Source organism: Duganella callida (assembly GCF_004614165.1).
GTDB classification, from domain to species: domain Bacteria; phylum Pseudomonadota; class Gammaproteobacteria; order Burkholderiales; family Burkholderiaceae_D; genus Rugamonas; species Rugamonas callida.
This window is the reverse complement of sequence record NZ_SPVG01000210.1, coordinates 1-23,750: the sequence shown is the minus strand read 5'-3', so window position 1 is coordinate 23,750 and position 23,750 is coordinate 1. Positions and strand designations below refer to the sequence as shown.

At 63.8% G+C, this 23,750-nt stretch carries 24 protein-coding genes; 3 read left to right on the top strand and 21 right to left on the bottom strand.

Features of this window, described 5'->3' with window-relative positions; all coding sequences use genetic code 11:
* Positions 1-5 precede the first annotated feature (5 nt).
* From E4L98_RS21065 to E4L98_RS21055, 3 genes are all read right to left on the bottom strand, one after another.
* Positions 6-2,987, bottom strand: a complete 2,982-nt coding sequence (locus E4L98_RS21065; RefSeq protein WP_135203505.1) for a ligand-binding sensor domain-containing diguanylate cyclase — start codon at positions 2,985-2,987, stop codon at positions 6-8.
* Positions 2,988-3,074: 87 nt separating this feature from the next.
* Complete coding sequence (locus E4L98_RS21060; protein WP_135203504.1) at positions 3,075-3,416, bottom strand: YciI family protein; 342 nt, start codon at positions 3,414-3,416, stop codon at positions 3,075-3,077.
* A gap of 12 nt (positions 3,417-3,428) precedes the next feature.
* Positions 3,429-3,833, bottom strand: a complete 405-nt coding sequence (locus E4L98_RS21055) for a YybH family protein (RefSeq protein ID WP_135203503.1) — start codon at positions 3,831-3,833, stop codon at positions 3,429-3,431.
* A 326-nt stretch (positions 3,834-4,159) separates the two neighbouring features.
* Between E4L98_RS21055 and E4L98_RS21050 the strand changes: the two genes are divergently transcribed.
* Positions 4,160-4,615 carry a hypothetical protein gene (locus tag E4L98_RS21050; RefSeq protein ID WP_135203502.1) on the top strand — a complete coding sequence of 152 codons (456 nt, stop codon included), beginning with the start codon at positions 4,160-4,162 and terminating at the stop codon, positions 4,613-4,615.
* 2 nt (positions 4,616-4,617) lie between these two features.
* Positions 4,618-5,376, top strand: coding sequence for a DUF1828 domain-containing protein (locus tag E4L98_RS21045; RefSeq protein WP_135203501.1), 759 nt, complete (start codon positions 4,618-4,620; stop codon positions 5,374-5,376).
* 133 nt (positions 5,377-5,509) lie between these two features.
* On the opposite strand, the gene E4L98_RS21040 is transcribed toward E4L98_RS21045, so the two are convergent.
* The 7 genes from E4L98_RS21040 to E4L98_RS21010 all read right to left on the bottom strand — a co-directional run bounded on the left by E4L98_RS21040 (position 5,510) and on the right by E4L98_RS21010 (position 9,139).
* Positions 5,510-5,779, bottom strand: a complete 270-nt coding sequence (locus tag E4L98_RS21040; RefSeq protein WP_135203500.1) for a hypothetical protein — start codon at positions 5,777-5,779, stop codon at positions 5,510-5,512.
* A gap of 465 nt (positions 5,780-6,244) precedes the next feature.
* Entirely contained in the window at positions 6,245-6,550 is a 306-nt protein-coding gene (locus tag E4L98_RS21035; RefSeq protein WP_205746796.1) for an NTF2 fold immunity protein, read from the bottom strand.
* A gap of 53 nt (positions 6,551-6,603) precedes the next feature.
* A complete protein-coding gene (locus E4L98_RS31320) occupies positions 6,604-7,083 on the bottom strand; it encodes a DUF4259 domain-containing protein (RefSeq protein ID WP_135203498.1) in 480 nt (159 codons plus the stop codon).
* Between the two features lie 35 nt (positions 7,084-7,118).
* Positions 7,119-7,424: a DUF6881 domain-containing protein gene (locus E4L98_RS21025; RefSeq protein WP_205746795.1), complete on the bottom strand. Its 306-nt coding sequence runs from the start codon at positions 7,422-7,424 to the stop codon at positions 7,119-7,121.
* An 82-nt stretch (positions 7,425-7,506) separates the two neighbouring features.
* Positions 7,507-7,905 (bottom strand): lysozyme inhibitor LprI family protein, encoded by a 399-nt coding sequence (locus E4L98_RS21020; protein WP_135203497.1) that lies wholly within the window; start codon positions 7,903-7,905, stop codon positions 7,507-7,509.
* A 336-nt stretch (positions 7,906-8,241) separates the two neighbouring features.
* The gene (locus tag E4L98_RS21015) at positions 8,242-8,490 is read right to left on the bottom strand and encodes a hypothetical protein (RefSeq protein ID WP_135203496.1); all 249 of its coding nucleotides are present in this window, start codon (positions 8,488-8,490) and stop codon (positions 8,242-8,244) included.
* 184 nt (positions 8,491-8,674) lie between these two features.
* Positions 8,675-9,139: a hypothetical protein gene (locus tag E4L98_RS21010; protein ID WP_135203495.1), complete on the bottom strand. Its 465-nt coding sequence runs from the start codon at positions 9,137-9,139 to the stop codon at positions 8,675-8,677.
* 63 nt (positions 9,140-9,202) lie between these two features.
* On the opposite strand from E4L98_RS21010, the gene E4L98_RS21005 reads away from it, so the two are divergent.
* Positions 9,203-10,153: an integron integrase gene (locus E4L98_RS21005; RefSeq protein ID WP_135203494.1), complete on the top strand. Its 951-nt coding sequence runs from the start codon at positions 9,203-9,205 to the stop codon at positions 10,151-10,153.
* Between the two features lie 18 nt (positions 10,154-10,171).
* Here E4L98_RS21005 and E4L98_RS21000 read toward each other — a convergent pair whose 3' ends face one another.
* The 11 genes from E4L98_RS21000 to E4L98_RS20950 all read right to left on the bottom strand — a co-directional run.
* Positions 10,172-10,483, bottom strand: a complete 312-nt coding sequence (locus tag E4L98_RS21000) for a c-type cytochrome (RefSeq protein WP_135203493.1) — start codon at positions 10,481-10,483, stop codon at positions 10,172-10,174.
* Positions 10,480-11,925, bottom strand: a complete 1,446-nt coding sequence (locus E4L98_RS20995) for an efflux transporter outer membrane subunit (RefSeq protein ID WP_167761401.1) — start codon at positions 11,923-11,925, stop codon at positions 10,480-10,482. The genes E4L98_RS21000 and E4L98_RS20995 overlap by 4 nt, the downstream gene beginning before the upstream one ends.
* A 2-nt stretch (positions 11,926-11,927) precedes the next feature.
* Positions 11,928-15,224, bottom strand: a complete 3,297-nt coding sequence (locus tag E4L98_RS20990; protein ID WP_135203491.1) for an efflux RND transporter permease subunit — start codon at positions 15,222-15,224, stop codon at positions 11,928-11,930.
* Positions 15,225-15,234: 10 nt separating this feature from the next.
* The gene (locus E4L98_RS20985; RefSeq protein WP_135203490.1) at positions 15,235-16,455 is read right to left on the bottom strand and encodes an efflux RND transporter periplasmic adaptor subunit; all 1,221 of its coding nucleotides are present in this window, start codon (positions 16,453-16,455) and stop codon (positions 15,235-15,237) included.
* Between the two features lie 205 nt (positions 16,456-16,660).
* Entirely contained in the window at positions 16,661-17,578 is a 918-nt protein-coding gene (locus tag E4L98_RS20980) for an MBL fold metallo-hydrolase (RefSeq protein WP_135203489.1), read from the bottom strand.
* A gap of 159 nt (positions 17,579-17,737) precedes the next feature.
* Entirely contained in the window at positions 17,738-18,445 is a 708-nt protein-coding gene (locus E4L98_RS20975; RefSeq protein WP_135203488.1) for a M15 family metallopeptidase, read from the bottom strand.
* A gap of 43 nt (positions 18,446-18,488) precedes the next feature.
* Positions 18,489-21,707, bottom strand: coding sequence for a thioester reductase domain-containing protein (locus E4L98_RS20970; protein ID WP_135203487.1), 3,219 nt, complete (start codon positions 21,705-21,707; stop codon positions 18,489-18,491).
* Positions 21,707-22,303: a phosphatase PAP2 family protein gene (locus tag E4L98_RS20965; protein ID WP_135203486.1), complete on the bottom strand. Its 597-nt coding sequence runs from the start codon at positions 22,301-22,303 to the stop codon at positions 21,707-21,709. The genes E4L98_RS20970 and E4L98_RS20965 overlap by 1 nt, the downstream gene beginning before the upstream one ends.
* A complete protein-coding gene (locus E4L98_RS20960) occupies positions 22,303-22,845 on the bottom strand; it encodes a hypothetical protein (protein ID WP_135203485.1) in 543 nt (180 codons plus the stop codon). The genes E4L98_RS20965 and E4L98_RS20960 overlap by 1 nt, the downstream gene beginning before the upstream one ends.
* Positions 22,846-22,850: 5 nt before the next feature.
* A complete protein-coding gene (locus E4L98_RS20955) occupies positions 22,851-23,378 on the bottom strand; it encodes a hypothetical protein (protein ID WP_167761400.1) in 528 nt (175 codons plus the stop codon).
* Positions 23,375-23,750, bottom strand: a 376-nt coding sequence (locus E4L98_RS20950; protein WP_205746794.1) for a hypothetical protein, incomplete at its 5' end; no start/stop codon positions are given. The genes E4L98_RS20950 and E4L98_RS20955, both read right to left, overlap by 4 nt.

Here is a 23,750-nt window from a genome sequence, read left to right as displayed (position 1 = left end):
TGTTATCATTGTTTGGCGGGGCGGCGGATCAGCCGCAGCCGTCCCTCCCGCTCCCATGCGTGCAGCGCCTCGTTCAGCGCTCCCTCCTTCGGCCACGTCACGGACGCGCATAGCTCGGCATAAGCGCTGCCGTTGCGGCCGTCGTTCTTGACCGCGTACAGGCCGAAGTCGGCCATCTGCAGCGCAAAGTCGAGTGCATGCTCATCGCCGCCGCCGTCCGGCAGCGGCAGGCTGGCGAAGCCCAGCGACGCGGTCACCTTGCCGGCCACCGTACGGCCGGCGTACTCGGCCAGGGCGGCGTGCACGCGCTGCGCCACCGCCCACAGATCCTCGACGCTCTGGCCGTGCACCAGCAGCAGGAATTCCTCGCCGCCCCAGCGGATCGAGTGATCCTCGGTGCGGATCACGCAGCGCAGCGCCGCGCCAGCGCCCTGCAGCACCACGTCGCCGGTATCGTGACCGTAGCTGTCGTTGATGCGTTTGAAATGGTCCAGATCGACCAGCATCACACCCAGCACATCGGTCGCGCCGGGCACCGCGCGGCGCCGCCGCAGGCCGGCCAGCATGGCAGGAATTTGCTGCTGGGCGAAGCGGCGGTTGTGCAGACCGGTCAGCGGATCGGTCAGGCTGGCCAGTTCCAGCGACTGGTTCAGCAGCTCCAGGTTGGCGTTGGCGGCGCGCAGCGCCTCGGTCTGCCGGTCGACTTCGCGCTGCAGCTCCGTGCTGCGCGCCTGCAGCTGCTTCAGGCGCAGCTGCACCAGACCGTAGAGCAACAGCACCGCCAGCACCACGCCCAGCGCGCGCACCGAGGTGCGCTCGTGCCAGACCGGTTCGGCCTGCAACGTCAGCAGCCCGGCCGGTCCCCAGTGCTGGCCGTCCCAGCTGGCCTGGGCCTCAAACCGGAACTCACCGGCCGGCAGATTGGTGAAATACGCCGTGTGCCGCGCGCCGGTCTGGCGCCATTCCGGCTGCAGCGGCGGCATGCGGTAACGGTATTTCAAGCGCTCGGGCAGCTGAAATTCCAGCGCTTCGAAGCCGATCTCGAGCGCGCGCTGTTCGGGCGCCAGACGCAGTGCGCCGCTGGCCAGATCATGCACGTCGCCATCGACATCGGCCTTGCGCATGAACACCTGCGGCAAGGTCGGCGGCGGCACGTCCAGCCGGGTGCGCACGGCACCGGCCAGGCTGGCGGTCCAGAAATACGGCGCCGCCAGATACCCCTTGTCGCGGCCCATGCCGTTGCAGCAGCGGATACGGTTGCGGCCGGGCGCGTTGCCGAGATCGGTGTAAATCACTTGCGCCACCGGCGCGGCGTTACTGTCCTCCGGCGGCAGCTGGAAACGGAAGACGCCATCGACATACGAAGCCCAGAACCAGCCGTCGTGCCAGGCCAGCGAGCCGACACCGTCGGACGGCATGCCGTTGGCGCGCAGCCAGCCGCGATGCTTGCCGCCTTCGACGGCGTGGATGCCGTGCTGATAAGTGCCGGCCAGCACGCCGGTCTTGCCGTAGCCGGTCAAGGCGGTGATCAGCGCCTGGCCCAGCGCGGCGGCCGCCTGCGGCTGCATCTGCCCGCCCTGCCAGCGCCACAGGCCGTTGGCCGAGCCTATCCACAAGGCGCCGTCGCGGGTTTCGTACATGGTGCTGACCGTGCCGGGCAGCTGGCTGCGGAACAGACGCGTGGCCGTGCGGGTGGCGCCGTCGACGGCGTACAAGCCTTGCGCGGTGGCCGCCAGCAGCTGGCCGTCACTGCGCTGGAACAGCGTGCTGACCTGGATGCCTTCGAGCTGGTCCACGCGCTGCAGCTTGCCTTGCTCCAGGATGAACAGACCGTTGCGGGTGCCGATCCACAAGTGCTTGCCGCTGTCTTCCAGCATCGAATACGCGACCTGACCTTTCAGCTCGGGCGCCGTGTAAAACGGTTCCATCCGCTCGCCGTCGGTGCGCCAGACGCCCTGGTTGGTGCCGACCAGCAGACCATGGCTGGTGGGGACGTAGGACCAGGTTTGCAGCGGCTCGCCGTTGGCTTCCGGCTGCAGCGTGCGCGTCGCGCCGTTCCAGTAGTAGCGCAGACCGAGCGTGCGGGCGCCGATCCAGAAATGATCGAGATCTTCCGCCATCACGATGCGCGCCGTGCTCAGGGCGCTGGGCGCGTCGGCCGGCAGCGTGGCGACGTTGCGTTCGCCGTCGAATACGCGCAGGCCGCCGCCGGCCATCACCCACAGGTGCTGTTCCTTGTCCAGGCTGAGCTGATCGACCGCGGCGGTGTCCGCGCCGATCTGACGGGCCGGCACGCCGCCATCCGGCTGCCAGAGGTAGAGACCCTGCGTAGTTCCCAGCCATAGCTGCGCTTTGCGCCATTGCAGCTGCCGGATCGCCGCGCCTTCGGACCAGCGCAACGGGAGTTCGGCCAGCTTGCCCGCGCGCAGCGTCCACAGCCGCCCTTCCTTGTCCGCCAGCGTCGGCTCGGCGCCGTTCAGCGCCAGGGCGGTGAAGGCCGGCAGCAGCTCGGTGTAGGTGTGCAGGCACTGGCCGTCCCAGGAGCTCAGATGGTCGGCCAGTATCCATAGCTTGCCGTCGGCGCCGACCGCCAGCTGGCGGGCCGTCCCCAGCTGTTCGCTGCCGGGAATCGGGTGGAACGCGGCGCCGTCCCACCACGAGAGGTTCTTTTGCGTGGCGATGAACAGCCGCGAATCAGCCACAGCCGGCAGCAGCAGTTGTATCCAGTTGGCGCCCAGCGCCGGCGTGTCGGCGCTGCGGAAGACTTCCATGTCGGTGCCGTAGCTGCGCACCAGACCTTTTTCGGTGGCGATCCAGAGCGCGCCGCGAGCGTCTCTATGGATGCCGTTGACAGTGATCTGCGGCAGTCCCTGCTCGATCATCCAGCTGCGAAAATGATAACTATCCAGGTCGGGCGCGGGGACGGCGGCACAGCAATAACCGCTCCATAGCAAGGCCAGCATGGCTATGACGCGGAATAAACGCAACAGGAACTCCTCTTTCAGATCGAAAGCAAGACTCTAGCACGAGTCGTGACCGGAGGTATATGCGGGTCCGCGCGAAACCACAGCGCGTCAGGAGGCCGGGTCGAACTGGAAGACACGTAATTCCTGGTCGCAGCGGCAAGCCTTGGCGATGCGCGCGGCCCAGACGATGGCGTCGTCGCGGGTGGCGATCTCCAGCACGCAGAAACCGCCGTCGAGCGTCGGCGCCCACGGGTAGCCGCCTTCCGCGGCCGTGCCATCGGCCGCGACCAGCACCGGCGGCACGGACTCATCGATACCGCCGCCAAAGACGTAGACGCCGGCAAGCTTGGCTTCTTCGATCACGGCGTGTGCGTCGCGGCTGACCGCCTCGAATTCCCCGTCGGGAATGACCATCGCGGCGCTGGGGAAGGAAATCAAGTATTTGGCCATGGTTATCCTTGCTTATTCGGTGGGGCGCGGGACTGGTGACAGCAGATTGGCGTCGCGCGCCAGCAGCCATTTGCCATCGATCCGGCGGAAAATGGTCAGGGTATGGCCGGCGCGCTCGATGGCGTGTTCCGCACCGGGCGGCGTCACGCTCACGGCGAGCTTGCTCCACAGGTAAGCCATGTCGCCGGCAATTTGTATTTCCTGGATTTCCGATTTGCTATCGAACTGCGGCCTGGTCGCACCAACCGGGACGCGGGACAGTTTTTCGAACTCGGCCTTATTCATGGGCTCGCGGCCTGGCACGAGGAAGACCACGTCGTCGCTCATCAGACTGAGCACAGTATCGACGTCGCCGGCCTTGGTCGCGGCTTGCCAGGTGTCGACCAGGCTGCGGATTTGCGCTTCGTCATTCGACATTACGATCGCTCATCATTGGTCACTCCTTGCTCGATAATCCGGGATTGCATGAGGGTGGTCGGGATGTTTATTGCCTCTCATCCTGGACAAACCGGTGTCAATTTATCACATCCCCAAACGGTGACGCAAACCCGGACGTGCCGTCAGCGCAGCAGCGAGGATGGCGAACCGATCGCCGATAGTCACACCGTCTGCAGGCCGGGTGGTGGGTAAGTGACAATTTACGAGATTCTCAATTGCCAACGAACTATATAATTTCGAATCGCTGCCATGATTAAGCCCATATACGGTGCGTAGTGTAGCCGGACGGTAAGCAAAGACACGAGATGAACGATATATCGGAGTCCGAAGCCAGATCGCTGTTAGCGTCCTTTACCTATTGCGAAATGGATCGCGACTGGATGCCAGAAAAAATTCAGCCCGGGACATATACCCTTGCCGCCGGACTCCTGGATAAAGACGGCGTCGGAACGAGGATGCAGGTCGAACTTCGGTTTAGGCGCAGTCACAAGACCGGCCTGATCAGCTACGTTTTCAGCGTGTTCAAACGGACCCCGCACGGCACGGAACGCGTATATCAACTGGACGTCCGGCACAGTAAAAAACCAATCAAAAATCTTCATGATAAATCTCATGAACACATGGGTTCACGCCGCTCCGAGGGGCAGGAATTTTGGCTACACTGGCAATTTGAAGACGTGTTACAATATTTTTGCAATACTACCAACATAATCATGTCTCCCGGTCCAAACCATCCCGAGCATTTTGAGCTCAAAGGCTAACAATGATGGTCTGCAATCGAATTTCCGAACTGCTTGGCCTGATCTGCCATCCGCTGACCGACGACGGCTCAGTCGCCATGATAGAGTCCCCATTCAAATACCCAGATGGGGATGGCGTGCCGATATTTGTCGAAAAATTAGGTCCTCAGCTCAGGTTCTTTGACGATGGCGGCGCGCTACTGCATCTGATGGGTCGCGGTCTGTCTATGGATGACAATCGTAAGACAAAGTTCGTCAAAACTATAGCTGAACAATACCAGGTCTCATTGAGTGATCTCGGCGAGCTGGAGATATGGTCGAGTGAGGAAGCCGCGCCAGCCGCTTTTGCGAACTATATCTCCACGATGCTCGCGTTGGCAAAATGGGAGGCCGACCAAGTTGGTGTATCAACCGATATCTCGCTGCTGTTGGACGAGGTCGCCATCTATCTTCAGGCGTGGCGTCCGACCGCGAGGATTTCGGCCGGCCCCGAATACACGGGAATTTCAGGACATATCTATCGACTTGATTTCAGCATTGACAGCGACGCCGTCATCGCCATCACCCCACACCATACTTCGGTCGGCGCTGCGGCAAAAAAATTGCTCGACATCCGCGCGGTGCCGGCCTACCGTGAGTTGAAAGTGATTGTGATCATGGATGACCGCCGCGAACCCGATGCCGCGCACCGCGAGGGACGAGTACTTGACTCTGTGGGTAACGTCATGATGATGACGTCGCTCGAGCGCCGTGCCGGCGGCGCCCATAGCATTGAAAACTGAGGCTGTTTTTGTCGGCGCCAGCTTCTGGCACATCAACTATCTCCATCCCGGTATCCCGCAGTGCAGCGATAAGCGGACGCAGCAACCCAAACGATCACGCTTATACACGTCCATCGGATGAGAAGATGGGTAGTTAGTCGTGTGCTACCTCGTACACATGAAACACCTCGGGGCTGGTCCAGCTAATTGGATTGAATGAACGATTCAAAATTCCTTTCGAATTCAGGTCGCGCAGCACTTCAGCAGGTGGCCAGCCGGCGGGCTCATCAACGAACGCAAACCCTTCATCAATGAGCCGACTCGCCAGCGCCGCCAGATCCATATCGTTCGTGAATTCAAATGAAGATACATGCGCGCCAGAAGTGTGCATGCGGCCGTTTTGAATGAGTGAGACGTATTTCATAAGGTAACGTTATTGGTCAGCGACGCCGTCAGACGCCCGCTGGAATGAACTGTCAGGGCTGCTCCGCTTTTATTTACGCGAAGCCAGCTTTACCGCGGAAAATAAGACCCCCACCTGCCCAGCGCCACACAGAGTAAGCCAAGTAAGCTGAGCAAAAGGCTCAGAAAAAACGCCAGGCCAATTCTCATAGATCGGCCCAAGCGAGAGCGACGCTGGGAGGGAGACCAACATTAGCAAGACGTCGGGCAGCAGGTGTTCGCGAACCGAATTCAAAAGACGGATATCGAAATACCAGGCACAGGCAGCCACCAAAAAAACGAGCGCCGCATACAACCACACAAGTAGACGAAAGATCGTCATGGCATCTCAACATGCGAATTAAGCCGCCCCGTTGATTAAAAGGATATTCATAAAAAAACTACTCCCAGGCTATCCCAAAGACCCTGAAATGATGGATTGGGCGATTTACTTTCCATGACTAATCCGAAGTATCGTTGCGTCTTTTTTTGAAATCTCAGCGATCGCAACGCCGCCAACGTGGCCCTTAGGCAGAAAGCCCTCTACCGTCCAAACATTATCTTTTAAGACTGCGCGGAAAGGAGCCTCGGCCGCAATTATCTTTTCCCCGTAAATTGGTCCCCAAACAGCCACAGCGATTCGTATAGCAGTTGCAGCATCAGGCACATAACCGACTTCCGGCTTATAGTTATGCGGCTCAGAACGCTGCGCAAGAGCAGAAGCTGCCCAGACAACAAACAATGTCATCAGCATAAATTTGCGGAGGTATAACATCTAGCACGACGTCCAAAAATAACCGGCGCGCTTTATCGCGTCCGGGTTGATTGCTTGGTTAGGCTTGATAGGCGCCCCGCCAGTGCCTTTATACGAACATCCCAATTGCTCTTGGCGTCCTCGGACCACAACGCGGCCAGCTCCGAAACCCTAGAATTAGCAATTCTATTCAGTGCGGTCGACGCAAACGGCGCGAGCGCACGAATTCTCGATTGATCTTGTTTCGCCAGCCACGAGCGTAGTTCAGTAGGCAGTGCAGCTTGATTGCTATCAAGGACAGCCGCAATCACTTCAGCCGCAGCGACTGCTGCGGCTGCGTCAGGAGCCTCAACATATGAGGCCGAACGAACCGCCTGAAGTGCCTGGGAGAGACAGCTCTCATCATTTTGTCCCGTACACGAAGCGACGCAGTCCAACGCGTCATCATTCTCAAAACTACCAGCACCCCAAGCACCAGCCCAAGATGCGGTGGAAAGTGAAATCCAAAGTAAGAATGCAAATAGCCGCTTCATGTATTGGCCCAACGTTTCAAAATAACCGGCGCGCTTTAGCGCGTCCGAGTTGATTGCATGGTTGGGCCAGAAAAGCGCCCCGACCAAAGTTCTTCAAAGGCGGCCGCTGTTATAGCCACTCCCGCAAACTCCCGATCCTCGTTGATCTTGGCCAGCACTGCCACCGCAAGCTCACCAAGAGCACAGCCATTTGCCGAAGTTGTCTCATCAGCGTATCCGACAGCACCATCACGAAAGAACTCCAGCTTACGTGTCTCAAAGCCATGCTCGTCGAGCTCCGATACCAACCGAATTGGATTAGCTGGATCAGTGGTATGCCAAATTACATCGATATAGTTCATCGGGGCCAACGTGATTGCTCAGCGGCGCGCGTAAGTGGGCGAAGCCCGCTGTAGCGCGTCCGCTGGAGCTTATGGTTATGCTTTAGTTCCATTTTGCGAGATCTTCTAGCTCACCCGCGCGCTGTGCCCTTGCATCGACCGAACACTGCGCCGACATCATCCGCGCGGAGGTCCCACCGTTAGGGTCGTAGTAAAAGTCGCAATTGGCCTCGACGTACTTTAACCAAAGCCGCTGCGCCTCTTGCAGTTGTTTTTTTCGTGAAGCACCCAGCTTCGCCATTAAAGCTTTGTAGCTTGAATTCAGGCGACGATCTTGTACCTCATGTTCATTGCCAATACATTCCAGAACTGCGGGATCAACAGCACCCGCTTTGGTAATGCACTTATCAAATGCAGGGCTGAGTTTTATTCCGCCCGCAAAAGCAGAGGAAAGCGGCGAAAAAAGGGCGAGCGCTAGCAATGTGATTTGTGTTGTCTTCATCTTTTTGCGGCATAACGTGGTGCTAAGCGGCTGGCCGCCCGTAAATTAAACAAAAAACTGCTAGGGTCCGGCCAGTCCGCTTGAGCTAGCTGTTGGCGCGTGCGGACCACGAACCAAACACAAACCGGAACCACAGCACCAAATACAGCAAAGGACAAAGCGCTGACCGAAGTTCGCACAATGCGCGTCACCGCGGACAAAACGCCGACCATCACTACTACCCGCAAAACAGCACGGGCCAAAACATTACCGAAGCCGCGAAGCCTGATTTGCTACCGGCCCAAGCGCCAAGCTCTGAGCTACAGCTCGCACACCAATTCCGACCACACGCCAACGTTACCGATCAGCGGCGCCGTCAGGCGTCCGCTGGATTGTTTGGTTGGGCGAATGGTTCTGCACCATACCTTGGGTTATAAGGAAGTCTTTAACTGCCTTCGACAAAACGTCATCCTCAATGAGCTTGGCAAAGAGAGTGCCATTCTTGTCTCGTCTTGCGATGATAAGGGAATTGAGGACAAAGAATTCTGTCCAAGCATTGCCTCCTCCTTCAAGCGCAGCCTTTATTTGTTCTTCAGTGATGTCCATGAGATGCCCAACGTATGCGATAACCGGCAGCTGGAGCGCGCAGCGCGGAAGCCACGGCGACGGGAGGCCATCCATCTTCAACATCTAGCGCAAAGCTGACTTTTTCCATGATCACAGAGCCTAACGTTCAAGGTAACTGGCTGCCGGAACGCGCAGCGTGGAGGCAGTCCAGTTGACCGCCATGTTAGAGCCCACACACGCGTTGAAGTAGCTCTTGTCGCGCGCTTTCGCCATTGCGTTCATCAAAAAATACCAGATCTTCAGTACGTCCGGATTCGTCAGCTACACCAATTACAAATTCGCGCCCAGTGGATTCAGTGAGCGTAGTCAGGACAGGGAGAAGTTCAGAAACCTCCCGATCATGAAACCTGGCCAGCGGAATGTTAATACCCAAGAACCAATCCGGGAAGTCCTCGCCTTCCACCGCAGGCGTATTTCCCGGAGCAGAATTCACTAAAACGGCACCACGGTCGAACCATGAATTCGCAAGGTCACCGAAGCCCGATAGCAGTTCTTCGGCAACATCGTGCAGGTCAGATCCATCCGCGTAAATGTAGACAGTTGGCGTCATTGTGGGCACTAACGTAAAGTGGACATAATATTGACGTTTTAAAAACATCAAGATGCCAGATAACGGCAATTTGATCAAGGTCTAGCAGTGGACTTCCGCTTCCGGTCAGGATAAAACCTCCTAACGCCGTGGGAAAGCATCATGACCCCGAATCCGCCGAAGCTACTCGAACAGGTACGCTCCCTCATCCGCACAATGCACTACAGCATCCGCACCGAGCAAGCCCATGTAGACTGGACGCGCCGCTTCATCCTGTTCCACGGCAAGCGGCACCCTGCAGAAATGGGTAAGCAGGAGCTGGAAGCGTTTCTCACGCATCTCGCAGTGGATCGCCACTTCGCCGCGTCGACTCAGGCGCAAGCCAAAGCCGCCCTGCTTTTCCTGTATCAGAAAGTGCTTCGCCTTGAAGTGGATTGGCTGACCGATGTGGTCACCGCCAAGCAGCCACAGCATTTACCGACAGTCTTGACCACGGACGAGGTTCGGTCTCTGCTGGCTCACCTGGAAGGCAACGCATGGCTTATCGCGTCTCTGCTGTACGGCAGCGGCCTGCGCGTACTGGAAGGATGCCGGCTGCGCGTGCTCGATCTGGACTTGAACATGCGCCAGCTTATTGTCCGGAATGGCAAAGGCGCGAAAGACAGAATCACGATGGTGCCAGACGCCTTGATCGAACCGCTCCGGGCACATCTGGAACTGGTTCGCTTGCAACATCAGCGCGACCGCGAACAGGGTGGCGGTGAAGTGTACCTGCCATTTGCGCTCGATCGTAAATACGCGACTGCGGCCCGGGAATGGAAATGGCAGTATGTTTTCCCCGCCAGCCGGATCTCGCGCGACCCACGCTCGGACGCGATGCGCCGCCATCATGTCGAAGAACAGGCGGTACAGGCTTCCATCGAAGCGAATATCGATAAGAAGGTGACGCCGCATACACTACGCCATAGCTTCGCCACCCGCCTGCTGATGAATGGCTACGACATACGTACGGTGCAGGAACTGCTCGGCCACAAGTACGTCCGCACGACCATGATCTATACCCACGTTCTGAACCGCGGCGGGCGCGGCGTTATCAGCCCGCTTGATCATTGAGCGGGCCACGCCTGCCTTTCACTTCTGCGACAGTACCCACTGCGCCAGCGTGGTCGCCTCCGCCTCATTGACTTGCGGATTAGCCGGCATCGGGATCGCACCCCAGACGCCGGTGCTGCCCTTGCGGATTTTCTGCGCCAGCATGGCTTCCGCTTCCTTGTTGCCGGCGTACTTGGCGGCGATGTCCTTGAATGCCGGACCGACCAGCTTGGTGCTGACGGCGTGGCAGGCGGTGCAGTTTTTGGCCTTGGCCAGTTCCGGGCTGGCCTGGGCCGTGCCGGCACCCAGCGCCATCAGCGCCAGTGCCGCGATAGGGATGTATGCTTTCATGGGATCTCCTCAGTCAAAGTATGATGCTCTGGCGCCGGCACCTCCCAGCCGCCGGCGAGGGCTTTGTACACTGCCACCAGTGAAGTGGCGGCGCCGGTCTGGGCCTGCGCCAGGCGGTCGCGCGCGGACAGCAGTTCGCGTTCGGCGTCCAGCACGGTCAGGAAGTCGGTGGAGCCGACCGCGAAGCGCTCGCGCGCGATCACGGCCGCCTGTTCCGACGAGCGCGCCGATTCAAACAGCAGCTGGGTCTGACGCTGGGTGCGCGTGTAGGTGGCCAGCGAGCCTTCGGTTTCTTCCAGCGCAGCCAGGACCACACGCTCGTAGTTGACCATTACCGCATCGTTGCGCGCATCGGCGGCGGCGATCTGCGCGCGGATGCGGCCGAAGTCGAGCAGGTTCCAGGTCAACTGCGCGCCCAGGTTGTAGACGTAGGCGCTGCCCTTGCCCAGGTCGCTGAACTGCAGCGCGTTCTGGCCGATCGTGCCGCCCAGCGTCAATGTCGGGAACAGCGCGCTGCGGGCGACGCCGACCTGCGCCGCCGCAGCGGCCGCCTGCGCTTCCGCTTGCTGGATGTCGGGCCGCCGGCGCAGCAGCGCGGATGGCGAACCTATCGCCGACAGTTGCACCGCCTGCAGCCCGGGCAGCGGCTGCACCGGCTCCAGCTCGGCATCGAGTGCGGTCGGCGGCAGGCCGCACAAGACGGCCAGCCGGTAGCGCGTGCGGATCAAGGCCGCCTCGAGCGCCGGGACGTTGGACGCGGTCGAGCTGACCAGCGCGCGCGCACGTTCGGAATCCAGCGCCGTGCCGCGGCCGACGTCGAGACGGGCGTCGACCAGTTCCAGCGCCGCCTGCTGGGTCTGCAGCGAGGCGACCGCCACCCGCAGCTGTTCCTGCAGGCCGCGCAGCTCGAAGTAGTTGCGCGCCACTTCGGCGCTGACGCTGACCTGCGCCGCCCGTACGCCGGCCGCGCCGGCCAGCACGTTGGCCTGCGCGGCGCGCCGTGCATCGCCGAGGCGGCCGAACAGGTCGGCTTCCCAGGCGACGTCGAAGCCGACCGCGTAGTTATTGTTGGTGCTCTGCACGCCCAGGTCGTTGGTGCCGCGAATGCGCGAGACGCCGGCGTTGACGCCGACATTGGGCAGCAGCTCGGCATCGGCAAAGCGGTTCAGCGCGCGCGCCTCGCGCAGGCTGGCGGTGGCGGTGCGCAGGTCGGTGTTGGCCTGCAGCGCGCGCTGTACCAGCGAGTCGAGCAGCGGGTCGTGGAAGGCGCGCCAGAATTCGCCGACCGGTTCTTCCGCCGCAGCCACAGCCGAGGCCGGCGCGTTGACGAAGGCGCCGCCCAGCTCAGGCTGGTAGAGCTTCACCGGCGGCGCGCTGGAGCAACCGGCCAATGCCAGCGCGGCAGCAGTAGCGGCCGCGGCCAGCAGATGTGTGCGAGACAAAATCATACGCCCCCCTTGGTGCGCGGCGGATCGGCATCGTCGATGCCGGCGTGGAATGGATGGGCGGACGCGTCGATCTGGTGCCGCAGTTCGGCCGCGTGGGCACGGCCTTTCTCGGTACTCTTGCGCAGCAGGCTGTAGAACACCGGCGTCAGAAAGATGCCGAACACGGTCACGCCGACCATGCCGGAAAACACGGCGATGCCCATGGCGCGCCGCATTTCGCTGCCGGCGCCGCTGCCCAGTATCAGCGGGATCACGCCGGCGCAGAAGGCGATCGAGGTCATCAGGATAGGCCGCAGACGCAGACGGCAGGCGTTGATCACCGCTTCCAGCATCGGCTGGCCCTGCTCTTCCAGGTCCTTGGCGAATTCGACGATCAGGATCGCGTTCTTGCACGCCAGGCCGACCAGCACCACCAGCGCCACCTGGGTGAACAGGTTGAGGTCGCCGCCTTGCGAGAACGGCGGGAAGTGCGAGATCCAGACGCCGAACAAGGCCGACAAAATACACATCGGCACGATCAGGATGATGGCCAGCGGCAGGCTCCAGCTTTCATACTGGGCGGTCAGCACCAGCACCACCAGCACCACCGACAGGAACAGCACGGCGCCCAGCGTCGGAATCTTGATGTTCAGGCCCGGCAGCGTGATGTCGCGCGTCAGCCGGTCCTGATAGCTGAGGTCGGTCCACTCGTACGACATGCCGCGCGGCAGTTGCTTGACCAGCTTTTCGATCTCGGCTTCCGCCTGGCCGCTGGAGAAGCCCGGCTTGGCGGCGCCGTTGATGTCGGCAGACGGGAAACCGTTGTAGCGCGTCACCCGCGTCGGCCCAAAGGTCGGCGCCACCTGCAGCACCGCGCCCAGCGGCACCATCTGGCCGAACTGGTTGCGCGTCTCCAGGTTGGTGATGCTGTCGGCCTGCGCGCGGAACGGCGCGTCGGCCTGCACCACCACCTGGTAAGTCTTGCCGAATCGCGTGAAGTCGTTCACGTACAGCGAGCCCAGGTTGATCTGCAGGGTGTCGTAGATTTCCTGCAGCGGCAGGCCCATCTGCTTGGCCTTGGTGCGGTCGACATCGGCGAACAGCTGCGGCACATTGATATCGTAATTCGAGTACGGCGTGCCGATGCCGGACTTGGGATTGCCGTAGATCGGCCCCAGCACACTGCCCCACACCGCGCCATACAGCGCCTGCTCGCCCTGCCCGCCGCGGTCCTGCACCTGCAGTTTGAAGCCGCCGGCGTTGCCCAGGCCATCGACGGCCGGCGGCGGCACCACGAACATGCGCGCGCCCTGGATGGCCTGGATTGCGCCGTTCACCTTGCCGAGAATGGCGTCCTTGGACAGGTTGCGCGAGGTGCGCTGCTCGAACGGCGCCAGGCCGAAGAAGACGATGCCCTCGTTCGGCGCCGACGAGAAACCGGCAATCGACAACCCCGGGAAGGCGATCGAATCGACGATGCCCGGCACCTTGAGCGCGATATCGCTCATGTCGCGTATCACTTTCTCGGTACGGCCCAGCGAGGAGCCGGCCGGCAGCTGGGCGATGCCGATCAGGTACTGCTTGTCCGGCGCCGGCACGAAACCGCTGGGAATGCGCGTGAACAGCAGCCCGGTCAGCAGCAGCAGGACGCCGTACACCACCAGGGCCAGCGATTTGCGCTGCAGCAGGCCGGTGACGCCGCGTCCATAGGCCGCGCTGCGGCGCTGGAACATGCAGTTAAACCAGTGGAAAAACTTGCCGAACACCTTGTCCATGGCGCGCATCACGCGGTCCTTGGGCGCGTCGTGCGGACGCAGCAGCAAGGCCGCCATGGCCGGCGACAGGGTCAGCGAGTTGAACGCCGAAATCACGGTCGAGATCGCGATGGTGGCGGCGAACTGCTTGTAGAACTGGCCCGACAAGCCCGGCACGAAGGTCAGCGGGATGAACACCGCACACAGCACCAGCGCGATGGCGATGATGGGGCCGCTCACCTCGCGCATGGCGCGCACGGTGGCGTCGTGCGGCGTCAGGCCGTCGGCGATGTTGCGTTCGACGTTTTCCACCACCACGATGGCGTCGTCGACCACGATGCCGATCGCCAGCACCAGCCCGAACAGGGTCAGCGTGTTGATCGAGTAGCCCAGCAACAGCAGCATCGCGAATGTGCCGACGATGGACACCGGCACCGCCAGCAGCGGAATCACCGACGCCCGCCAGGTTTGCAGGAACAGGATTACCACCAGCACCACCAGCAGCACCGCCTCGACCAGCGTATGGACCACTTTCTCGATCGATGTCTGCACGAAGCGGGTGGGATCGTAGACGATGTCGTAATCCACGCCTTTCGGGAAATTCTTTTTGGCGGCTTCCATGGTGGCGCGCACGTCGTTGGACAGCTTGAGCGCGTTGGAACCCGGCGACTGGAAGATACCGATCGCCGCCGCTTCCTTGTTGTTGAGCAGGCTGCGCAGCGAGTACGAGTTGGCGCTGATTTCGACCCGGCCGATATCCTTGATGCGCACCAGCGCGCCGGTCTTGGGATCGCTGCGGATGATGATGTTGGCGAACTCCTCCTCCTTGATCAGCCGGCCCTGGGCGTTGACCTGCAGCTGGAAGTCGGTATCGTTGACCGCCGGCGGCGAGCCCACCACACCGGCCGCGACCTGGTTGTTCTGCTCGCGGATGGCGGTGACGACGTCGCCGGCGGTCATGTTGCGCCCGGCCAGCAGGCGCGGGTTGATCCACACGCGCATCGCGTAATCGCCCGAGCCGAACAGCAGCACCGAGCCCATGCCGGGGATGCGCAGCAGGTCGTCGCGCACGTTCAGCGCCGCGTAGTTGCGCAGGTAGAGCGCGTCGTGGCTGTTGTCGGGCGAGACCATGTGCACCACCATGGTCAGGTTGGGCGACTGCTTCTCGGTGGTGACGCCGATCTGGCGCACGATGTCCGGCAGCCGCGGCAGCGCGCGGTTGATGCGGTTCTGTACCGCCGTCTCCGCCTGCTCGGGCACCGTGCCGATCTTGAACGTCACGGTCAGGGTCATGCTGCCGTCGGCCGTGGCCTGGCTTTCAAAATACAGCATGCCTTCCAGGCCGTTGATCTGCTCTTCCAGCGGCGCCGCCACGGTTTCCGATATCACCCGTGGATTGGCGCCGGGGAACTGCGCGCGCACCACGATCTGCGGCGGCGCCACTTCCGGATATTCGGAAATCGGCAGCTGGAAAATCGCCAGCAGGCCGACCATGAAAATGAAGACCGACAGCACCGTGGCGAAACGGGGCCGGTCGATGAAGAAACGCGAGATATCCATGCGCCGCCCCTCAGCCTTTGGCCGCCGGAGCAGCCCCGGCCGGCGCGGGCGGTATCGGCTTGCCGTGCTCGTCCAGCTTGAGCACCTGCGGCGCGACCGGCGCACCGGGGAAGGCGCGCAGCAGGCCGTCGATGATCACCAGTTCGCCGGGATTGACGCCGGTGACCACGCGCATGCCGTCGATCAGGGCGCCGGGCTTGACTTCGCGCTGCTCGACGATATTGTTCTTGCCGACCACCAGCACCACCTTGCGGGTCTGGTCGGTGGTGATGGCGCGGTCCGCCACCAGCGTAGCCGCATACGTACCGCTGCCCACCATTTGCAGGCGTGCGAACAGGCCCGGCGTGTACAAGCCATCCTTGTTGTCGAACACGGCGCGGCCGCGCATCGAGGCAGTGGCCGGGTTCAGGCGGTTATCGACGAAGTCCATCTTGCCTTCGTGCGGATAACCTTCCTCGTTGGCCAGGCCGAGCCGGACGGCGTTCGGCTTGTCGCGCGACGACGGCCGGGTGCCATCGCGGGCGGCGCGCATGTATTTCAGGTAAATGGCCTCACTGGCATCGAAATACGCGTAAATGCGGTCATTGGACACCAGCGTGGTCAGCACCGGATCGCCGACATTGACCAGGTTGCCCACCGTGACATTCGCGCGCGAGGTGCGGCCGCTGACCGGCGCGGTGATGCGGGTGAATTCCAGGTTCAGCCGGGCCTGCACCAGCGCCGCCTCGTTGGCCTTGACCGCCGATTGCGACGTGGCCAGCGCGGCACGCAACTGGTCCAGCTCCTGCTGGCTGACGCCGCGCACCGCCACCAGTTTCTCGGCACGCGCCAGTTCCAGCTTGTTCAGTTCGCTTTGGGTACGGGCCGACGCCAGTTGCGCCTCGGCGCGGGCTGCTTCGGCCGCGAACGGCCGTGGATCGATGGTGAACAGCGGATCACCCTTGTTGACCAGCTGGCCTTCGCGGAAATGCACCTGCACCAGCGTCCCCGCCACGCGCGAGCGCACGTCGACGGTGTCGGGCGCTTCCAGCCGGGCGGTGAATTCGTCGAATTCCTGCACATCGCGCTTGACCGCCGGCGCCACCGACACGGGCGGCGGGCCGCCGGCATGCTGGGCGGAGTCATCCTGCTTGCCGCAACCGGCCAGCGTCAGTGTCAATGACAGTGTCAGACCCAACCATAAAAATTGCTTGGTCGTGCGCGCTGGCACGAACATCGCATGGATATTCATGAGAACCCCTTAAAACGTGCTGCGGATGTGCGGAATGCGTGCGACGGGACTTGCTTAACAAAATGCAAGTAGACTGAGTGTGTCAAACAAAGTGCACCATGTCATTACCGAATTATGGTTAGTGACTCGGCCAGGCGCTCTGGCAAAAGAGAGAGGCAACGCAAAATGCCCTGCCGTGGCAGGGCTGGCGATCAAGCGCGGGGACTCAGAAATCCCAGATCACGGGCACGTAGCGGAAGTTCCCGCCGACGGTGCCGACCCGGCCCACGGACGGGAACGGCAGGTGCGAGGCCACCAGCAGGCCGCCGCTTTCCGACAGTTCGCGGAACAGGCCCTTGCGCACCTGCGCCGCCTTGACCGGATCGTGCTCGAAACCGTTGTGCCAGTCCGGGTGCTCGAAGCCGACCGGGAACATGGCGTCGCCGGCAAACATCAGACGTTCGCCGTTCGACGTCAAATCGACCACGCAGTGGCCCGGCGTGTGGCCGCCGGTCTGGCGGGTGACGACGCCCGGCGCCACTTCGTATTTGTCCTTGAAGATGTGCAGCTGTTCACGGTAGGCCGCATAGAATTCCTTGGCGGTCGAACGCAGCACGTCCGGCACCGGATTCGGCATCACGGTCTGGGTGAAGTCGGGCTGGACCCAGAAATTGACTTCGTCCTCGGACACGTGGATGCGCACATCCGGGCGCAGGCGCTGCTTGATGCCTTCCACCAGCAGGCCGCCGACGTGGTCCATGTGCATGTGGGTGACAATCACGTCGGTGACCTCTTCCAGCGGAACGCCGGCGTCCTGCAGGCGCTTGGGGAACATGCCGGCGCGCGGGAAGCCGGAAAATTGCGAACCCAGGCCGGCGTCGATCAGGATGGTCTTGTCGCCGCTACGCACCACCATCACGTTCAGCGGCCAATCGTAGGCGTCGGACGGCATGAACTGGTGTTTCAGCCAGTCGGCCAGGTCGGCTGGATCGGCATTGGTAGCCATCGTCGAGGTCGGCAGTGGCAGCACACCGTCGCTGACCACCAGCACATCGAGATCGCCAACTTTCAGCGCGTAGCGGGACGGGACCAGTTCATTGGCTGCGGCGCGGTCGGGGCGCATGGCTTGATCTACGGATAACATAATCGAATCTCCAAAAAGACAGTGGGCGGTCCGGCATCACGGGATGACGGACGGGGATCACGGCACAGGCCGTATGTCTTGCATGGTAGAGACGACGCAGCGGCGCCGGTAGGCATGGAAACGGGTACACACTGGTGCGCGTTAGGCACCAAAGCTCCGTCATCCGGCGTCTGGTGTATCGACGCTCAGCACGTGGTCGCGGAACAGGTCGGGCAGCATCTCGAGCACCAGTTCGCGGCCCAGCATGTCGGCCTCGCGCAGCACGCGCGCCAGCAGGTCGACGCCCTGTGCGCGGTAGGCGTCCAGCGCCGCCTGCGCCGAGGGGGCGTAACTCAGGTGCCAGGGTTCGGGATACATGCCGCCGCGGTAGGCGCGGTAGGGGCGGAAAAAGCCGAAGCGCGCGATGTGCACGTCGAGCCAGGCATGCAGGCGTTCGTACACGCCGCCCGGCGCGACTTCCTGCGGCAGCAGTCTGGTGTGGTAGCCGGGCGGCATGGCGGCGCGGTCGAATACGTCGATGTCGGTGCCCCAGTGACGGCGCGTGGCGCCGGGCAGGCCGGACCAGCCGAGCACGGCGCGCACGCGTTCGGGCGGCGTCAGGCTGGCATAGTCACGCGGCTGGCCGGCCTGGTCGTACAGCGTCTTTTCGCCGGAGAATTTGTTGTTCCAGATGCGCAGCTGGTTGTCGAATGGCCGGTAGGAGGCGATCGGCAACAGGTCGATGCCGTCCGCAAGTGCCGCCTCGCGCAGCGCCAGGAAGGCGGCGGCGACCTCGGGCCGCGCGGCGAAACGTGGTTGCGCGTGCTGCTGCACGTGCCGGCGCGTGCGGCCCGTCAGTTCCCATTCGTCAAAGTGTGGCGCGTTCATGCGTGTCCTTCCCGGTTGCGCCTATCTTAACAGCTGAGGCCAATCAGATGATCATGCGCTCGGCACGCAGGTAGGCGATCAGGAAGGAGACGGTGTCGGCCAGCGCCGGCGCGGCGCGCGATTGGCCGCTGCGCCTGCGCGCGGCGCGATAGCGCTGGTTGCTGTAACGTTTGAGCTGCATCGCGGCGATTTTCGTTGCCGAACGGTTGAAGAAGTCGAGCAGCGGATACAGCGGATCGGCCCGCGTGCAACGGCGGTTCATTTCGGCGATGAAGCCGGGGATATCGTAGTAGGTGAAGCGGTAGCCGTAGTCGCGGGTGATGAGACGCGTCAGGTCGGCCATGTTGTAATAGTCGTCGACGGTGAGGTGCATGGCGGCACCGCCCTCGCCGCCGGCGCCGATGATGGCCGCGAGGTTGTCGGCGGCGACGTCGGCCGCCAGGATGCTGAGCTGGTTGGCGGCATCGACCGCGACGCCGTGGTTGATCATGAAGGCCAGCAGCCGCACCGCCACGTCATCGCGGTCGCCGGCGCCGGTGGTCGAGGTCGAGATCAGCGAGGGGCGGTAGATGCGGGCATCGAGACCGCCGGCCCGGGCGGCCAGCACCAGCTGTTCGGCCACCCACTTGGTCTGGGCGTAGCCGAAATCGAGGTTGGCCATGGCGTCATTGTTGTCGGTCTCGGACAACAGCGCCTGTGTGGTCCAGCCGAAGATGAAGGTAGTGGAGATCAGGTGAAATTGCTTGCGCCGGCCGGTATGGGCCAACTCGAGCAGGGTGCGCGTGCCCTCCACGTTGTGGGGACGCAGCGCTTCGTAGTTAGCGACGTAGTTGACGGCGGCGGCGTTGTGGATCACCGCGCCGGTGCGGCCCGCCAGGCTGTCCCACTGGCCTGCTGCCAGCCCGAGACCGGGCCGCGCCAGGTCGCCGCAAACCATGCGCGTGCGCTGCGCCAGCAATGTCGCCATGGACGGCGTCAGCAGGGCCGCGTCGTGCAGCGCCTGGCGCACGCGCCGTACCGCATGCGCCTGGTCGTCGGCGCGCACCAGCAGGTGGTAGGTGTGCGGCGTCAATCGCAGCAGGCTGGCCAGCAGGTAGGGGCCGAAAAACCCGGTCGCGCCGGTCAGCAAGACGTCCGATGGCTCCGACGACAGCAGCCCACCCGGCCGTGACGCAGGTGGCGATCCGTCCGCTGGCGTCGCGGACGCCGGCGCTGCGCCAGGCAGACGGGGCGCAGCGGCGCGGGGCGGCCGCCACTGCGCGTCGGCCCGCATGCGCAGGCTGATATCGGTGTCGAAGCCGGCGCGCAGTTGCCGCAGGTCGGCCGCGATGGCCGCCGCGGCCCCACCGCCGTCGAGCTGGCGCAGCAGCTGCCCCAGTTGCGCCAGCGTCAACCGCTGCAGCAGCGGCAGGTCGATGACCTCCGCCAGCTGCGCGCCGCCGCGGCGGTGCAGCATCCGCTCCAGGTCGAGCGCCAGCTCGGTCAGCATCAATGAGTCGAGGCCGAGGTCGGCCAGGCTGGCGTCGCCGGCCCCGCCGCCGGCCAGCGCCGCCCGCAGATGTGCGAGCAGCCCATCCGCCGGCGGATGGTGGACGGCGTACACGGTCAATTGCCCCGCCAGGTATCGCTGCCGTGTCAGGCTGCGCGCCGGCTTGCCGGAGGTGGTGCGGGCGATCATCCCCGGCGCCGCCAGCACGATGGCGTCCGGCGTCACCTGGCAGCGCATCTGCAGCGCGCGCGCCATCGCGTCGATGTCCGGGGGCGCCGCGCGGCGCGACTCGGCCAGCACCACCAGGGCATCGTCGCGCCCCTGAAAGGCGGCCACGCCGCCGGAGCGGAGCGCGGGACACGCGGCCTCCACCGCCGCCTCGATATCCTGCGGATAGTGGTTCACCCCGCGCACGATGATCAGATCCTTGCTGCGACCGCATACGTAGAGTTCGCCATCATGCAGAAAGCCGAGGTCGCCGGTACGCAGCCAGGCGTGCGCGCTGCCGTCCAGGCGGTTGCCGAACGCTTCGCCGCCGCTTCGCTCGCGGCCCCAATACCCTGCGGCGGTGCTGCTGCCGGCCAGCCAGATTTCACCGATTTCGTCCTCCGCCAGCGCGACGCCGCGCTCCGCCGCGACGATACGCAGCGCCACGCCTGGCAAGGGCGCGCCGCAGCTGGCCAAGCGCACCGGGACGGCATCGCCTTGCGCGGCAAGACGCACGATGCCGCGCTGGAAGCTGTCCTGCCCGAGCGCCAGCGTGTGGCGGCCGTAATGCGTCGCGGCCAGCGTGTTCTCGGCCAGCCCATAGGCGGCGACGCAGGCGTCGTCACGCAGGCCATGGCGGGCGAAACGCTCGATGAAGCGCTCGCGCGTTGCCGGCCGCACCGGCTCGGCGGCATTCATCAGCACCCGCAGCGAACCCAGGTCCACTCCGCGCATCTCGTCAGCGCTGATTTTGCCGTCGCGCAGGCAATAGTCGAAGCCGAAATTCGGCGCCGACGCGTAGGTCGCGCGCACCTGGCTGATGGTCTGCAGCCACAGCGCCGGACGGCGCAAAAAATCCGCCGGCGCCATGCCATGCGTGGCGCCACCGCACACCACCGGAAACAGGTAATAGCCGATCAGGCCCATGTCGTGATACTGGGGCAGCCACGAGACGCCAACCGGCACGTGATCGATGGTGGCGAACGCGTTGGCGATCACATTGTCGTGACTGACCACCACCCCGCGCGGATCGCCGGTCGAGCCCGATGTGTACTGCAAGAACAGCACCGGGTGCGGATGGTCTGGCGGCGCATCCGCAGGGTCGGTCATGCCATCGGTGGCGAGCCAGCGCGGCTGCGGCTGCGGCCAGTCGCGCGCGGCGACGAATTCACACAGCGCGGCCGTGCTGAGCACCGCACAGGCGCCACAATCGGCCGCGATCACGTCGAGCTTGTGCATGGCGCCGCTGAAGTTGCCGGCACCCGGTGACATCACCGGTACCGGAATGACCCCGAGGCGCGCGCAGGCAAAAAAGGCCAGCACCATTTCCAGTCCAGGCGGATAGGCCAGCAGCACACGCTGGCCGCGCGCCGGGCCCAGCGTCCTGATCAGACCGGCGGCGATGGCGCGTGAGCGTGCAAGGAAAGCGCGGCAGGTGTAATGTTCAGCCCCGTTGCCGTCCGCGCGCAGAAAGCGGAACAGCAATTGCTCCGGCTCACGCGCGGCGCGCCCTTCCAGACAGGCCGTGATCGAGCGCAGCGGCGCTTCCGGCGACACGCGCCGCATCAGCGCAAACCGCCCACGGCGAGGGCCAGCACCAGCCCGCCCGCCACATCGGCCAGCACATGCTGCTTGAGCGTGCAGGTGGAGATGGCGACCAGGGCCATGCAGGCCAGCCACGCCGGCCGCGCGGGCGGCGCCGCCTCGCCCAGCGCGAACGCCGCCAGCGCACACAGCGACACGTGCAACGATGGAAACAGATTGGTGGGCGGGTCGATTGCGTGCAGCGCGCGCAGCGCCCAGCCGCTGACCGGGTCCATGTGCTCCAGGTCAATTGCCGCGCGCAGCCGGGCCGACGATGCCGGGCACAGTGCGAAACAGGCGAGCGATACCAGGATGGTCAGCGCATAGGCCATTCCGGTGCGACGCAGCAGACGCCGGCAAGGCAGCAGCCACAGCGGCGCCGCCATCATCGCCAGTCCGGCCAGGTAAATCCACACCGAGGCGCCGACGAACGGCACCGCCGCATCCCACGCGGTGGAGGTGTCGAGCGCCAGCCGCGCCGGCGCCAGCCCGATGCCGAAGTAGCCAGCAGCCCACAGCACCAGCAGGCCGGCGCCCCAGGCCGCGCGCTCGGCGGCCATGCCGCGCACGGACGCCATCAGCCCGGCTGATGCGGATAGGGGTTGGGCAGGTCCGGCATGTCCACCGGCTTGGGCGCCTTGCACGGCTCGTAAGTGCAGGCCGGCGGCGGCATCTGCGGCGGCGGGCAGCAGTGCTCGATCTCGGCGCGCAGCTTGGCGAAGTGCTCGAGCTCTAGCGCCGCCGCCGGATGCGCCAGCTTGGTCAGCTCGACCAGGGTGTGCAGCTCGCCGGCGATGGCCTTTTGCAGATGGGTCTGGATCGTCGCCTGGGTCAGGATGCCGCAGGTGTTTTTCGAGATATGCTCGAGCGTGCAGATCATGGTGTCGGCCTGCTGCGTCAGGTGGAACAGCAGCTTGACCGCCTCGATTTCAATGGCCGCGTTCATGTTCAGCGCGTTGACGGTGGCCGTGAAGCCGGCCTTGACGTCGCCATCCAGCGTGTTGACGCTGCCATTGACCGTGTTGGTGGCGTTGGTCTGCGCGATGCCGTCCGCGTGGATCAGGCCCAGATTGCCGTTGACCGCCTGCAGTTCATTGAATACGTCGTTGATGGAAGCCATAGCCGCTACTCCTTTTCTTCCTTGGTGGAAATGGTGGCCCGCGCCACGTCGCCGTGCGCGAGCAGGCGGGAACGGTGTTGTTCGGGTGTTTCATGCGGCCGGGTTTCGAACGCTTCGGGGGCGAACTGCAGATGCGTATCGACCCGGTCGACCTGGCTGATCGGCTCCTCGACGAAGCTGATGCCCTTGCCGGCCCCGGCCGTGCGGCGGCGGATCGTGGACGGGATCTCGACCTTGATTTTCAGCTTGGCCCTGGGCGCGACGACCACCTGGGCCGGCGTGCGCGGATGGTCCGAAATCAGTGTGATGCCGGGCGGCAGTGGCGGCGTGTGGCTGGTGAGGTAGACGGTCAGCACGTGGGTGGCCGCATCGTAGTCGTAGGCGCGCCAGCCGGCCCAGACATGCAGGGCCTGGTCGCCGGGGTTTTCCAGCGACAGCGACAGTTGCAGCGGGGCCGGACTGGCGCCGTCCGCCGCCGCGGCCGGGCGCGTGACCGTCGCGCCGGTGATCTTCAGGCTGCCATTGCTCATCATAGGTCTCCTCGGGAAATGAAATCGTGGGCCGCCAGCACGGCGGCGATGTCCGGACGGGCCTGGGCCAGGCGCGCGCCCAGCACGCGCCGCGCGGCCGGATCGAAGTCGAAGAACCGTGCCAGCGTACCCAGCTGCGCCGCGCATGCACCGGCCGACGGCAGCGGCAAGCGTTCCAGCGGCGCCGACGCCAGCCATTGCGCGACGGCGGCGGTCGGGTCGCGCTGGGTGGACGGTTGCCACGCCAGCGTCAACGCATCGAGGATGGCCCAGCGCGCGAACGGCATGCGGGCGGCGGCCTCGATCTGCGGCGCGAACTGGCGCAGGGCGCGCGGTGCGGCGGTGGGCACGCCGTGTCCGGCACGCAACGCGGCC